Genomic DNA, 12807 nt, shown 5'->3' with positions numbered 1-12807 from the left:
GAGTTACGAGTCCGATCACGCGAGTTACGGCTTCAAGCACGCGAGTTACGGCTAACGCCCGAGGCCCCGGACCAGCACCATCACCGATTCCCGCACGTCCGCCCGCGTCCGCTTCGGCTGGAACACCTGCCAGTCGAGGGCGACCACCAGCATCGTGCCGAACAACCCGGCCGCGGCCGTCGGGATCTGGACGCCGTCGGGCAGTCGCCCGGCGGCGTCCAGCCGGTGGAGCTGATCGCGCACGATCGAGATGATCTCCTCGCGCAGCAGCGTCAGCGTCTCGTGCCAGGTCCCTGGCGTGCGCCACATCTCGCTCACCAGGATCTGCGAGAAACCGGGGTATTCGGCGATGAACTCCAGCGCACCGTCCACTTGCGACTCGATCACGTCCATCGGGTCGCCGTCGCCGGTGGCCGCGCGCAGCCGGTCCGCGAGCACGCCGACGCCGTAGCGCAGCAGCGCGTCGACAAGACCGTCCTTGCTGCCGAAGTTGTAGTAGACGGTGCCTTTGGCGACCTTCGCCTCGGCCGCGATGTCGTCCACCGTCAGCCCGACGAGGCCGCGGCTGGCGGACAGCCTCAGCGTCGCCTCGAACAACTTCTGCTTCGTCGCCTCACCCCGGGGACTCACAACGCCAGCTCGGGTTTCAGCGCCGACACCGTCCAGGTGCGTCGTTTCCGCGCCGCCAGCGTCGAAACCAGGATCCCGCCGACGAGATACGCGACCAGGACACCGATGTCACCGAGGATCTCCATCGAGGCGCCACTGTAGAGCAGGTGCCGGAACCCGTCGATCGCGTAACCCATCGGCAGCACGATGTGCAACGGGTACAACGCGTCCGGGATGGTCTGCCACGGGAACGTGCCGCCCGCGCTGACCAGTTGCAGCACCAGCAGCACCAGGCCGAGGAACTTCCCGACGGCACCGAAGAAGGCATTGAGCGCGTGCACCACGGCGGTGAAGGTGAGCGAGACGAGGATGGCGAACCCGATCGCGCCGAGCGGATGTGCCACATCGATGCCGACCAGCCAGGTCACCGCGCCGAACAGCACGATCACCTGCGCGATCCCCAGCAGCGCCGAGGACAGCCAGCCGCCGAGCGCGACCTTGAACGGCGACGCGCCGGCGGTCAGCGCGCGGGTCGAGAGCGGGCGCAGCAACAGGAACAGCACGAACGCGCCGATCCAGGTCGCGAGCGAGATGAAGAACGGGGCGAGCCCCGCGCCGTAGGTGCCCGCCGAGGCGACGCCGGAGGAGTTGACCGCGACCGGGTCGGCGATGGTGTTGGCGGTCGCCGCGCGGGTGGGGTCGTCGGGGTTCGGGATCTCCTTGAGCCCGGCGGCGAGTCCGTCGCGCAGTTGCACGGCGCCGTCGGCGAGCTGGTTCGTGCCGGTCACCGCGGTCTTCTCGCCGTCGTTCAGCTTCGCGGCGCCGTCCCGGATCTGCACCGAAGCGTCGGCGGCCTGCGCGATGCCGCTCGTGAGCTGCGGCGTGGCGGAGGCCAGCTGGTGCGCGCCGTCGGACACCTGCCGCGCGCCGGAGGCGAGCTGGATGAGCTGGCTGTTCGCGCCCTGGATCTTCGTGTTCGCCTGGTCGACCGGCGACCGGAGGGTGTCGAGGCGGCTGAGGATCTCCTGCACCTTCGTCTCGGGGAGGCCGGCGTCGCGCAGGTCCTGCGCGAGCTGGGTGCGGTAGCCGTCGAGTTTGGCCTGGATGTCCCCGGAGGCCGTCGCCGCGAGCGAGGCCGCGTCGGCGACCTTCTGGTTGCCGTCGGCGACCTGACCGGCGCCGTCGGCCAGTTTCTTCGTCTGCGCAGGGAGCTGGGCGGTACTGGATTTCAGGGTGCCGAGCCCGGTCGCCAGCTGGGAGCTGCCGGAGGCGAGCTGGGAGGCGCCGTCGGCCAGCTGCTGTTGACCCGATTTGAGCTTGCCCGCGCCGTCTGCGAGCTGCGAAGCGCCCGTCGAGGCTTCTTGGATCTTGCCGTAGATCGTGGAGAAACCGACCAGGAACTTGTCCGCCGCCTCGCTGCCGACCTTCTCCGCGATCGTCTTGCGGACCTGTTCGGCCACCTGTTTCGCGATGGTTCCCGACAGATAGTTGTTGGCGTCGTTGGTGGTCAGCGTGATGGTCGCCTGCTGGGGCTGGAAGTTGCCCGAGGACAGCAATGCCGCGGAGAAGTCACGCGGGATGCCGATGGCGAACGAGTACTTGTCGTCGCGGACGCCCTTGGCGGCCTCCTCGGGGGAGACCTCGTGCCACTGGAACGTGCCGGACTTGACCAGCTCGTCGGTCACTTCGCGGCCGACGTTGCGCTCCGCGCCGGCGGAGTCCTTCGAACCGGCGTCCGAGGTGAAGACGGCGGCGGGCAGCTTGTCCAGGCGCGAGTACGGGTCGAAGTTCGCGTAAAGGTAGAAGGACGCGTACAGCAGCGGCACCAGGACGAGCGCGGCCATGGCGAGTTTCGGCAGGGTGCCGCTGCTCAGCCGGCGCAGCTCGTTCGCGGCGATCCGGACGGGGTTCATTCCTGGTCTCCTGAAGTCTTCGCGGTCTCTTCGGTTTCGTCCGGCTCGGCCTCCGCCTCGACGGGTGCGCAACGCACGGGGGCGGGCTGCTCGAGAGCGCCGCACCGAGCGGGCTTCTCCGGCAGGGCCGAAACCGGGGTGGTGGCGGTCAGCACGATCACGGCGAGGCCGCGCTCGGCGTGCTCGCGGGCGAGCGTCGCCCAGCTGTCGACGTCGCTGGTGTGCCTGTCCGGGGTGTCGAGCACCAGTACGCCGACGCCCTCACGGCCGGCGGCCAGCGCGGTGAGCAGCCGGGTGCGCGTCACCGCTTCGAGGTTCTCGAAGCGGGTGGTGGCGAAGGCGGCGGCGTCGTGCTCGGCCAGCCAGCTCGCGACGGCGGCCTTGTTCGCCGGGCGCTTCGCGAGTTCGAGTTCCTCGCCGACGACGACCTGCAGCGACAACGCGCCGTCCGGGTCGCTCACGCCGGGGGAGTCGACGATCGCGACGACCTTCCGCGGGTCGCCGCCCTCGACGGTCACCGTTCCGGTGGCGGGCTTCAGTCTGCCTGCCAGCGCCAGCCCGAAGGCGGTGACGCCGACCCCTGGCTCGCCGTGCACGATCGCCAGCTCACCGCCCGAAACCGTGAGCGAAGTAGGCGACAGCAACGTGCCGTGGGGTCCGGTCACGGACACCCTGTCGGCTTGAACCCGCACGAAGAACTCCCAGGTCGGTGACTCGCGGAACTTTAAACTGACTGGTCAGTTCAAAAGTTAGCCCTGACCTGGGAGGTATACAACCGTGGGGGGCCCATGTCACACGCAAGAGTGACGAAACCTCCGCAAACCGGACGACTCGCCGTGCCTTTCGATCAGCGCAGCGCCGAAGCCGGGTGGACCTCCCAGGACGTCCACAGTGGACGATAACCCTGCCGGTGCCAGAACACCGAAGAGAGCGGGTTGGTCGGGTTGTAGTAGAGGTACGTGCCGTCCGCGCCGTCGCCCGCGAACTCCTCGTGCACCACGGACATCAGGGCGCGGCCGAGCCCGCTCCCGCGCAGGCCCGCCACGGTGACGACGTTGTTCACGTATCCCCAGCGGCCGTGGGGGAGCAGTTCGGCCTCCGCCGACCCCGGTGACGAAATCACCCAGGCGGCGTGCGCGAACGCGGCGACCGTGCCGTCCCGTTCGGCCAGCCACAACAGCGGAGCGTCCTTGTCGAGCGCGCGTTCCAGCGCCGGGGCGAGCAGCTCGGCGGCGTTCGAGCGGTGCCGGGTGGCGACCTGGCCGATGTAGTCGTGGGTCGACACGGCCATCGCGAGCACGTCGTCGAAGTCCGCGTACCGGGCCCGGCGGACGGCCACGCCGTCGCCTGCCGGGTCTTCGCGGCGGTGGTCGGTGCGCACGGCGAGCGCGGACATCGGCACCAGGCCGTGGTCGAGGAAGGCCCGGATCGCCTCGGCGTCCCGGCTCGGCCAGTTGACCACGCACGACGAATCCTCGCCGGGGGATTCGGCGTCCATCCACGTCCGCCACGCGCGCAGCAGCACGTCCATGCCCTCGGTGCCGGTGCCGCCGATGAACGGGAACAGCTGCCGCACGTCGGCGGCCGACCAGAGCAGGGGGACGTCGTCCGGACCGTGCAACTGCCGCTGCACCACGCCGGTGACCTGGACGCCCGACGACGTGGCGGCGTCCACGCGCTCGCCGACGACCGGGGGCGGAGCCGCTTCGGGCAGGAGCCTGTCGATCGCCGCGAACCGGGCGCGGTGCGCGTCGAGCAGCTTCTTCTCGATTTCCATCCCGTCCCCAGGGTCGACCGCGCCGGGCACCGCTACCGCAGGGCCGCCGCGGGCCCCGCCGCCCACGTCGTCCACAGTGGACGATAACCCTGCCGGTGCCAGAACACGGGGGAAAGCGGATTGGCCGGATTGTACGAGACGAAGGTACCGCGCAGCGACGGCGAGAACAGTTCGTCGTGCGCGACGGCGGTCAGCGCGCGCCCGATCCCGCGGCCCCGCGCGGCGCCGGTGACCGCGAGCGTCCCGACATAGCCCCACTCGCCCGGCGGCAGCCGCCCGGCGAGCGCGTCACCGGGGATCGGGGAGCGCTTTCCGCTGGTCACCATCCCCACCGTGATCCCTTCCTCCTCGGCGATCCAGACGCGGCCGCCGAACTGCAGGCCGCGCCGGACCTCCTCCGCGAGCAGCGCCTTGGCCCCTGGCCGGACGACACCGTGGCCGACGAACGAGGTGTAGCGAAGTTCTTCGAACCGGAGCTCGACGATCTCCTCCAGGTCGCCGCCGGAGGACTCCCGGACGGTCACGCCGGGCACGGTGTGCGCGTCGCCCTTGGCGGGCGCGCGGACGGCCAGCGCCAGTTGCGGCGCGAGCCCGTGGTCGAGAAAAGCTCGCATGACGGCGACGTCCCGGCTGGGCCAGGTGACCGTGCACGCCGAATCGGGTTCGGCGTCGGCGAGCGCGATCCGGTCACGCCAGGCGGACAGCAGCGCGCTCATTCCCGCGCCGGCGTCGGCGGGCAGGACCGCCGACAGGATCTGGAGATGTGCCGGACCCCAGAGCCGCTGCCAGGAACCCGCGGCGAACCGTACGTGCGCGATCGTCCCGATGGCGCCGCCTGCCTCCAGGGGCTCGCCGGGCGGGAGCGGGGGCGGCGACGGAAGCAGCGGGTCGAGCGCGGCGAACCGCGCCCGTTGCCGCTCCGCCGCCGACGTCATCCCCGTTGGGCGCAGAAGATCGCGGTGCCGGGAAAGAGCTTGCCGCGCAACGGGCTCCACTGCCCCCAGGTGCGGGAGTGCCCCTCCGGCCAGGCGGGCTCGATGAGGTCCGTCAGCGCGAAACCGGCGTCGGCGAGCGCGCGGACGTAGTCGCCGATGGTGCGGTGGTACTCGACATAGGTCGCGACGCCCTCTTCGTCGACCTCGACGTACGGCGTGCGGTCGAAGTACGGCTGGGTGACCGTGAGGCCCTGCGGACCGGGGTCGTCGGGGAAGATCCAGCGCATCGGATGGGTCACCGAGAACACCCAGCGGGCACCCGGCTTGAGCACCCGGTGGACCTCGGCGAACACGACGTCCACCGACGCCACGAACGGGACCGCGCCGAAGGCCGAGCAGGCCGCGTCGAAGCTCGCGCCGGCGAACGGGAGCGACTCCGCCGTCGCCTGTACGAGCGGCACGGGGGTGCCGGTGCGCTCGTTGCCCTCCCTCGCGTGCCGCAGCATGCCCGCCGACAGATCGGTCGCTACCGCCTCGGCGCCCTGCGCGGCGAGCCAGCGCGAACACGCCGCCTGCCCGCAGCCGACCTCGAGGATCCGCTTGCCGCCGACTTCACCCAGAAGTGCCACGTCGGCCTCGCGGACGCCCTCCGGGCACCAGACGAAGTCCGCGTCGCCGAGGAAGCCGCCGTGGGTCGCCTGATAGTCGTCGGCGTCGGCGTCCCACCACGCCAGGTTCGCGGCCGTCGCCTCGGGGGCGGAGACCGCCCGGTAGGCGACCCCCGCGGTGCCGAGCCGCTCCTCGGCCTCTGCGTGCCGTTCGGGCTCGGTGGCGGACTGCTGGCTCAAACCGATATCCTTTCCCCAGGTCAGGGCTTCGCCGGACAGTTTATCCGCCCGCCGTGATCGCGGGGGCGACCCTGATTGTGCCGTGTACAGGGGGCCGCGTAGGATATCTGTTAGCGCAGTGGGTTCGCGCTACTCTTTCCCCCGGTTCGCTCAGCGTCCGGGTCAGGGGGTCGCGCACCGGATGCGGTGATGCTCGCGGTCGTTCCCTGTGGACGTTTGCTTGTGCGGTCACCTCATGCCGGAGAGCCCATGGTGCCCTAACCGCAAACCCACTACTTCCCATCCACCGGAGCAACCCGCCTAATGACGACCGACACCGCCACCGCCCCGACCGCCCCCATTGGGGCCCCGCAGGTCGCTATCAACGACATCGGGTCGGAGGAAGATTTCCTCGCAGCGATCGACAAGACGATCAAGTACTTCAACGATGGCGACATCGTCGAAGGAACCATCGTCAAGGTTGACCGTGACGAGGTCCTGCTCGACATCGGCTACAAGACCGAGGGTGTCATCCCCTCGCGCGAGCTCTCCATCAAGCACGATGTCGACCCGGCTGAGGTTGTCACCGTCGGCGATGAGGTCGAAGCCCTGGTCCTCCAGAAGGAGGACAAGGAAGGCCGTCTGATCCTGTCCAAGAAGCGTGCGCAGTACGAGCGCGCCTGGGGCACGATCGAGGAGCTCAAGGAGAAGGACGAGCCCGTCAAGGGCACCGTCATCGAGGTCGTCAAGGGCGGCCTCATCCTGGACATCGGCCTGCGCGGCTTCCTGCCCGCGTCGCTGGTCGAGATGCGCCGTGTGCGCGACCTGCAGCCGTACGTCGGCCGCGAGCTCGAGGCGAAGATCATCGAGCTGGACAAGAACCGCAACAACGTGGTCCTGTCCCGCCGCGCCTACCTGGAGCAGACCCAGTCCGAGGTGCGCAGCGAGTTCCTCAACGCGCTCGCCAAGGGCCAGGTCCGCAAGGGTGTCGTGTCGTCCATCGTCAACTTCGGTGCCTTCGTGGACCTGGGTGGCGTCGACGGCCTGGTGCACGTCTCCGAGCTGTCCTGGAAGCACATCGACCACCCGTCCGAGGTCGTCGAGGTCGGCCAGGAGGTCACGGTCGAGGTTCTGGACGTCGACATGGACCGCGAGCGCGTCTCGCTGTCGCTGAAGGCGACCCAGGAAGACCCGTGGCGTCAGTTCGCCCGCACCCACGCGATCGGCCAGATCGTGCCGGGCAAGGTCACCAAGCTCGTTCCGTTCGGTGCGTTCGTGCGCGTCGAAGAGGGCATCGAGGGCCTGGTGCACATCTCCGAGCTGGCCGAGCGCCACGTGGAGATCCCGGAGCAGGTCGTCCAGGTCAACGGCGACGTGATGGTCAAGGTCATCGACATCGACCTCGAGCGTCGTCGCATCTCGCTGTCGCTGAAGCAGGCGAACGAGGGCGTCACGCCGGAGACCGAGTTCGACCCCACTCAGTACGGCATGGCCGCCGAGTACGACGCCGAGGGCAACTACATCTACCCCGAAGGCTTCGACCCGGACACCCAGGAGTGGCAGGAAGGCTTCGACAAGCAGCGTGAGGAGTGGGAGCGTCAGTACGCCGAGGCTCACACCCGCTACGAGGCTCACATGAAGCAGGTCGTCAAGGCCGCCGAGGCCGACGCCGAGGCCGCTGCGGACGCCGCGACCGGTGTCACCTCTTCCTCGAGCGACTCGGGCGAGCAGAGCTACACCTCCGCTCCGGCCGAGGCCAAGAGCGGCGGCACGCTCGCCAGCGACGAGCAGCTCGCGGCTCTCCGCGAGAAGCTCTCGGGCGGCGCTGCCTGATCCAGGCGCTCAGCCAGTAGCTGACAGAAAGCGGCCCCGGTCCTCCACGGACCGGGGCCGCTTTCTTACGCAATTCGGCACCTGGTTGCGATCCTTGCGCGCGCAAGGATCGCAACCAGGTGCCGAATTGCGTGAAAGATCAGGAGGTGGCGGGCCGGACGGCCGGCACCCAGACGCGGTCGAGCGCGGCGGCGCGCGCCCTGCGACGGAGTCCGGCGAAGCTGTGCTTGGCCGGGACCAGGAGCGCGCTCAGCCACGTGCGCCGATATTCGGCGAGGGCCTCGGCCACGGGACGATGGAGGACACAGTGCACCAGCCCCGGCGTTCCGAGCCGGTGCCTTCCGACGTGCTTGCCGTCTGCCATCTTTCCTCCGTGTGGGCTACCTTCGCCGCGCACGGTACGCAATCAAGCTCCCGAAGCCGCGTAACCGCCCGGCGTGTCACCCATAAAGGTCGTGTAACGCGTCACTATGAACTTGCGTTTTGTATCCGGCTGTGCCCGGCGTGGCCGTTCCGTGACCCTGAGCGGTCGGCGCTGGCCGCGCCACTAGGCTGACCGCATGCTGCGTGTGGGCCTGACCGGCGGAATCGGCGCCGGAAAATCGACGGTGGCGAACCGGCTTTCCGAGCACGGCGCCGTCCTCATCGATTCCGACAAGATCGCCAGGGAAGTCGTCGAGCCGGGGACGCCGGGACTCGCCGAGCTCGTCGAGGCGTTCGGCGAAGACATCCTCGCCTCCGACGGTTCGCTGGATCGGGCCGCGCTCGCCGCCAAGGCGTTCGCCGACGAGGAGTCCCGCAAGCGGCTGAACTCGATCGTCCACCCGAGGGTCGGCGCCAGGACCGCGGAGTTGATGGCGGCAGCGGCGCCGGACGCGATCATCGTCCACGACATCCCGCTGCTGGTCGAAGGCGGCCTCGCGCCGATGTACCACCTCGTCGTCATGGTCGACGCGCCGGAGGAGGTCCGCGTCCGCCGTCTGGTCGAGGCGCGGGGCATGGCCGAGACCGACGCGCGTGCCCGGATCAAGGCGCAGGCGACGACCGATCAGCGCCGGGCCGTGGCCGACGTCTGGTTCGACAACAGCGGGGCGCCCGACATCGTGCTCGCCGACGTCGACGCGTTGTGGGCGGACAGGCTGACTCCGTTCGAGGCGAACGTACGGCTTCGCAAGCCGCGTGCGCCGATGTCGCCGAAGATCGCGCCGTACGACGAGACATGGCCGGCGCAGGCCGAGCGGGCGCTCGCGCGGATCCGTGTGGTGGCCGGTGACGACGCCGTGCGGGTCGATCACATCGGTTCGACCTCCGTGCCGGGGCTGCCCGCCAAGGACATCCTCGACCTCCAGCTGACGGTGTCCACTTTGGACAAGGCCGACGAGCTGGCCGAACGGCTGTCCGACGCCGGATTCCCGCGCGCGGAAGGCGAATGGTTCGACGACGCGCACGGCGAAGAGGGGACTTGGCCGAAGCGGTTTCACTTCGGTGGCGATCCGCGCCGCCCGGTCAACCTGCACGTCCGCTCCCAGGAGACACCGGCCTGGCGGCTCGCACTGCTGTTCCCGGAATGGCTGCGGCGGAACCCGGACGAACGCGACGCCTACGCCGCGGTCAAGAACGCCATGGCCGCGAAGCACGCCGGCGACGGGACGGTCGAGCAGTACACCGATGAGAAGCAGTTCTGGGTCGACGCGGCCTTCGCGCGGGCAGACGCCTGGGCCGAGTCGACCGGCTGGACTCCGTAAGCCCTGGTCAAACCCGGAATTCCCGCAGGCCCGGCCACGCCGTCGCCCAGGCTTCGGTGTGGCCGGTGACCAGCCAAATCGGCATCCCGCGGCTCACGTTGCGGACACCGGCGGCGTTGTCCACGCGGGCGACGATGCGGGCGTCGGTGAACGAACGCAGCAGCCGCGCCGGATCGGGCCCGACGAACAGGACGCTGTCCGCGGTCTCCGGCGGATGCCCGAAGTACCAGAAACCCCGGCTGGGGCTGTACACGGCGGGCAGCCCGTAGTCGGCGCCGTACCGGTCCAGCGCTCCGGCCTGCCAGTACCCGGCCGTGACGAGTGTGGTGCGCTCCCGCTGTTCCGGCGGGAGCCGGTGATAGGCGTCCGCGACCGAACGGGCGAGATCCGGCCAGCCGATCTCCTCCAGCGCGTACGCCGGGCGCGGTACGTTCCTGCCTTCCGCGAGCCAGGCTGCGGGCCACACCGGCAACGCGTAGGGGAGGGTGTACAGCGCGGAAAGCAGGAACACCGGCCAGGTCGGGACCCAGCGGAACCATCGGGACGGCGTCAACTGTCCGAAATGGACGGCCGCACCCGCCCAGAGGACGCCGAACATGCCCGCCGCGTAGTAGTACCGGCCGTTGGACAGGATGAAGAGCGCGATCACGCCGACGGCGGTCCAGCCGAGGAAACGGAACTCGCGCATCCTCGCCGAGAACAGCAGGACCCAGAGTCCATAAAGGACGCCGACGACGCCGATGCCGAGCCCGGCGCCGGTCAGCAGGGCGGGCAGGAAGCCGGCGCGGCCGCTCCAGCCGCCGGTGGTCTCGTGGGCGATGACGTCGCCCATCTCCAGTTGCGGCCAGCCGTTCGCGGCCTGCCACCAGAGGGTCGGTACGAGGGAGAGCGCGGCGATACCCGCGCCGATCCAGAGTTTGGGCCTGCGCAAGAAATCCCGCGGTCCGAAGAGCAGGATCGCGATCCCGGCGGCGACCCAGAACGTCGCGACGAGGAGCTTGACGTTGAGCGCGACGGCGGTCGCGACGCCCAGCCACAGCAACAGGTTGTCGTCGCGCGTCCGCATCCACCGCACCAGCAGCCACACGATCAGCGCCCACAGGGCCGGGTCGATCGTCGAGGTGGCCAGGTAGTGCCCGCTGCCGAGGAACTGTCCGCAGATCGCGTACGCGGCGGCGGCGCGGGTCTGCGCCCGGCGGTCCCCGCCCATCTCGTAGGCGATGAGCCCGGTGAACACCACACCGGCGGCCGTCGCGAGGACAGCGGGGAGCCGGAAGACGAAGACGTTGCCCGATGCGAGCGAATCCATCGCCAGCGCCAGGAACGGGAGCACCGGCGGCTGGTCGGCGTAACCCCAAGCCAGCCTCTTGCCGGCCGAGAGGAAGTACAGTTCGTCGCCGAAGTAGCCGTATCGCCACGCCGTCGCCAGCAGGGCGGCCGCGGCCGCGGCGGCGAGCAACGCCACCGGGAGCCGGGCGAACGCCGCGCCGGACACGGTCGGTGTTTCGGCCGCGTGGGCGGCTTCCATCCAGTCCTCGCAGATCACTCGGGTGCCGGTCCTCTCGCACCTTACGTGCCACCGACGTGGCGCGTCGGTCGCGAGAGGACCGGCGAGGCTCAGAAGCCCCAGTCCGCGAGCTTCGGCCATATCGTGTCCCATGGCCCGTTCCGGCCGGTGGCCAGCCAGATCTTCATGCCCTGGCTCACGTTCCGGATCCCGGCCCGGTTGTCGAGCGCGCCGACCTCGCGCACTCGCGTGAAGTACGGCACAAGTCCCGAAGGGTCGTTCCCGACGAACAGGATGTCGCGTGCCGATTCCGGCGGCCCCGGCAGCGTCACGTAGCCGCGGTTCGGACTCGACGGCGATGGAAGTCCGAGCTCCGGTCCATAGTGGTCGATCGCACTGGCCTGCCAGTACCTCGCCGCGATGATGCCCGTATGGGGTGGATCGGGAACGGCCCGGTACGCCTGTGCCACCGACTCCGTGATCTCCCGCCAGCCGATCTCCTCGTCGGCGAAGACCGGCCGCACCCATTCCGGTGCGGTCGCCATGGCCGACCGCGGGAGGATCGGAAGCGCCTGTGGGATCGCGATCACCGCCGCCACCAGATACACCGGCCAGGTGGCGATCCAGCGCCAGTACTTCGACGCGCGGCCCGCTTCGATCTCCACCGCCGCGGCGGCGAACAGCGGGGCGAACATCCCCGCCGCGTAGTAGTAACGGCCGTTCGCCACCAGGAACACCGCGAGTACGCCGAGCGCCGTCCACCCCAGGAACCGGTACGGCCGCAGGCGTTCGGAGCGCAGCAGCCTCCACAGCCCGTAGCAGACCAGGACCATCCCGATCGGCACTCCCGCGCTCATCACCAGGGTCGGGACGAACGTGGCCCGCCCGCCCCAGCCTGCCGAGACCTCTCGGGAGATCGCCGCGCCCATCGTCAGCTGTGGCCAGCCGTTGGCCGCCTGCCACACGAGGGTGGGCGCGATCATCGCGGCGGCGATCAGCGCTCCGAGCCAGAGCGCCGGACGGCGGAGGAGATCGCGGGGACCGAACGCCACCGCGGCGACCAGCGCGACGGCCCAGAACGCCCCGATGAGGAACTTCGTGTTGAGTGCGAATCCGGTCGCCACGCCGCTCCAGACCAGGAGCCCGTCCGCGCGGATCCGTACCCATCGGACGAGCAGCCACAGCAGCAGCGTCCACAGGAACGGGTCGATCGTGCTGGTCGCCAGGTAGTGCCCGGTGCCCAGCATCTGGAGGGACACCGCGAAGGCCGCCGCCGCGATCATCTGCGCCTTGCGTCCGCCGCCGAGTTCCCTGGCGATCAAGGCGGTGAGCACGACGCCGGCGACCATCGCCAGCATCGCCGGGATCCGCAGGACGAAGGGCGAATCGGCGCCGAACGTGTCCATCAGTCGCGCCAGGAGCGGCAACAACGGCGGCTGGTCGGCATACCCCCAGTCCAGATGCCTGCCGGCCGCCAGGAAGTACAGTTCGTCGCCGAAGTAGCCGTAGCGGCCGGCCGTCGCCGCGAGTACCGCCCCCATCGCCCCGGCGATCGCCAGCACCGGTGCCCTGGCGAACGGCGCGACTTCCGCGCGTTCCCGCTCACCGGACCGTTCCCGGAGTCCCTCGGTCTCGATGACCACGGGTATCCGCCCCCTCTC

General features: G+C 70.0%; 11 protein-coding genes. 2 read left to right on the top strand and 9 right to left on the bottom strand.

Features of this window, described 5'->3' with window-relative positions; all coding sequences use genetic code 11:
* Positions 1-51: 51 nt before the first annotated feature.
* The 6 genes from ACIHAO_RS05415 to ACIHAO_RS05390 form a co-directional block, all read right to left on the bottom strand.
* The gene (locus ACIHAO_RS05415; RefSeq protein WP_125795332.1) at positions 52-630 is read right to left on the bottom strand and encodes a TetR/AcrR family transcriptional regulator; all 579 of its coding nucleotides are present in this window, start codon (positions 628-630) and stop codon (positions 52-54) included.
* Positions 627-2522 carry a YhgE/Pip family protein gene (locus ACIHAO_RS05410; RefSeq protein ID WP_396554896.1) on the bottom strand — a complete coding sequence of 632 codons (1896 nt, stop codon included), beginning with the start codon at positions 2520-2522 and terminating at the stop codon, positions 627-629. Before ACIHAO_RS05410 ends, ACIHAO_RS05415 begins: the two co-directional genes overlap by 4 nt.
* Positions 2519-3214 (bottom strand): ABC transporter ATP-binding protein, encoded by a 696-nt coding sequence (locus ACIHAO_RS05405; RefSeq protein ID WP_396554895.1) that lies wholly within the window; start codon positions 3212-3214, stop codon positions 2519-2521. The genes ACIHAO_RS05410 and ACIHAO_RS05405 overlap by 4 nt, the downstream gene beginning before the upstream one ends.
* A 155-nt stretch (positions 3215-3369) precedes the next feature.
* Positions 3370-4299 carry a GNAT family N-acetyltransferase gene (locus ACIHAO_RS05400; protein ID WP_396555376.1) on the bottom strand — a complete coding sequence of 310 codons (930 nt, stop codon included), beginning with the start codon at positions 4297-4299 and terminating at the stop codon, positions 3370-3372.
* Between the two features lie 32 nt (positions 4300-4331).
* The gene (locus ACIHAO_RS05395) at positions 4332-5234 is read right to left on the bottom strand and encodes a GNAT family N-acetyltransferase (RefSeq protein WP_396554894.1); all 903 of its coding nucleotides are present in this window, start codon (positions 5232-5234) and stop codon (positions 4332-4334) included.
* Positions 5231-6082: a class I SAM-dependent methyltransferase gene (locus tag ACIHAO_RS05390; protein WP_396554893.1), complete on the bottom strand. Its 852-nt coding sequence runs from the start codon at positions 6080-6082 to the stop codon at positions 5231-5233. Before ACIHAO_RS05390 ends, ACIHAO_RS05395 begins: the two co-directional genes overlap by 4 nt.
* Positions 6083-6385: 303 nt before the next feature.
* On the opposite strand from ACIHAO_RS05390, the gene rpsA reads away from it, so the two are divergent.
* On the top strand, positions 6386-7894 hold the full coding sequence (gene rpsA / locus ACIHAO_RS05385; RefSeq protein ID WP_125783201.1) for a 30S ribosomal protein S1: 1509 nt from the start codon (positions 6386-6388) through the stop codon (positions 7892-7894).
* Positions 7895-8033: 139 nt separating this feature from the next.
* Here rpsA and ACIHAO_RS05380 read toward each other — a convergent pair whose 3' ends face one another.
* Entirely contained in the window at positions 8034-8258 is a 225-nt protein-coding gene (locus ACIHAO_RS05380) for a hypothetical protein (protein ID WP_396554892.1), read from the bottom strand.
* Between the two features lie 196 nt (positions 8259-8454).
* Between ACIHAO_RS05380 and coaE the strand changes: the two genes are divergently transcribed.
* On the top strand, positions 8455-9639 hold the full coding sequence (gene coaE, locus ACIHAO_RS05375) for a dephospho-CoA kinase (RefSeq protein ID WP_396554891.1): 1185 nt from the start codon (positions 8455-8457) through the stop codon (positions 9637-9639).
* A 7-nt stretch (positions 9640-9646) separates the two neighbouring features.
* On the opposite strand, the gene ACIHAO_RS05370 is transcribed toward coaE, so the two are convergent.
* Together ACIHAO_RS05370 and ACIHAO_RS05365 are read right to left on the bottom strand one after the other, a co-directional pair.
* Positions 9647-11167, bottom strand: coding sequence for an ArnT family glycosyltransferase (locus ACIHAO_RS05370; RefSeq protein ID WP_396555374.1), 1521 nt, complete (start codon positions 11165-11167; stop codon positions 9647-9649).
* Positions 11168-11256: 89 nt separating this feature from the next.
* A complete protein-coding gene (locus ACIHAO_RS05365; RefSeq protein WP_396554890.1) occupies positions 11257-12789 on the bottom strand; it encodes a glycosyltransferase family 39 protein in 1533 nt (510 codons plus the stop codon).
* Positions 12790-12807 lie beyond the last annotated feature (18 nt).

This window comes from Amycolatopsis sp. NPDC052450 (assembly GCF_044547565.1).
GTDB lineage: Bacteria > Actinomycetota > Actinomycetes > Mycobacteriales > Pseudonocardiaceae > Amycolatopsis.
This window is presented reverse-complemented; position numbering and strand designations above follow the sequence as displayed.

Bases quoted from the DNA above. Each gene is read 5' to 3' on its own strand.
- ACIHAO_RS05410 (WP_396554896.1), bottom strand. From the start codon at position 2,522: ATGAACCCCGTCCGGATCGCCGCGAACGAGCTGCGCCGGCTGAGCAGC.
- ACIHAO_RS05400 (WP_396555376.1), bottom strand. From the start codon at position 4,299: ATGGAAATCGAGAAGAAGCTGCTCGACGCGCACCGCGCCCGGTTCGCG.
- ACIHAO_RS05395 (WP_396554894.1), bottom strand. From the start codon at position 5,234: ATGACGTCGGCGGCGGAGCGGCAACGGGCGCGGTTCGCCGCGCTCGAC.
- rpsA (WP_125783201.1), top strand. From the start codon at position 6,386: ATGACGACCGACACCGCCACCGCCCCGACCGCCCCCATTGGGGCCCCG.
- ACIHAO_RS05380 (WP_396554892.1), bottom strand. From the start codon at position 8,258: ATGGCAGACGGCAAGCACGTCGGAAGGCACCGGCTCGGAACGCCGGGG.
- coaE (WP_396554891.1), top strand. From the start codon at position 8,455: ATGCTGCGTGTGGGCCTGACCGGCGGAATCGGCGCCGGAAAATCGACG.
- ACIHAO_RS05370 (WP_396555374.1), bottom strand. From the start codon at position 11,167: ATGGAAGCCGCCCACGCGGCCGAAACACCGACCGTGTCCGGCGCGGCG.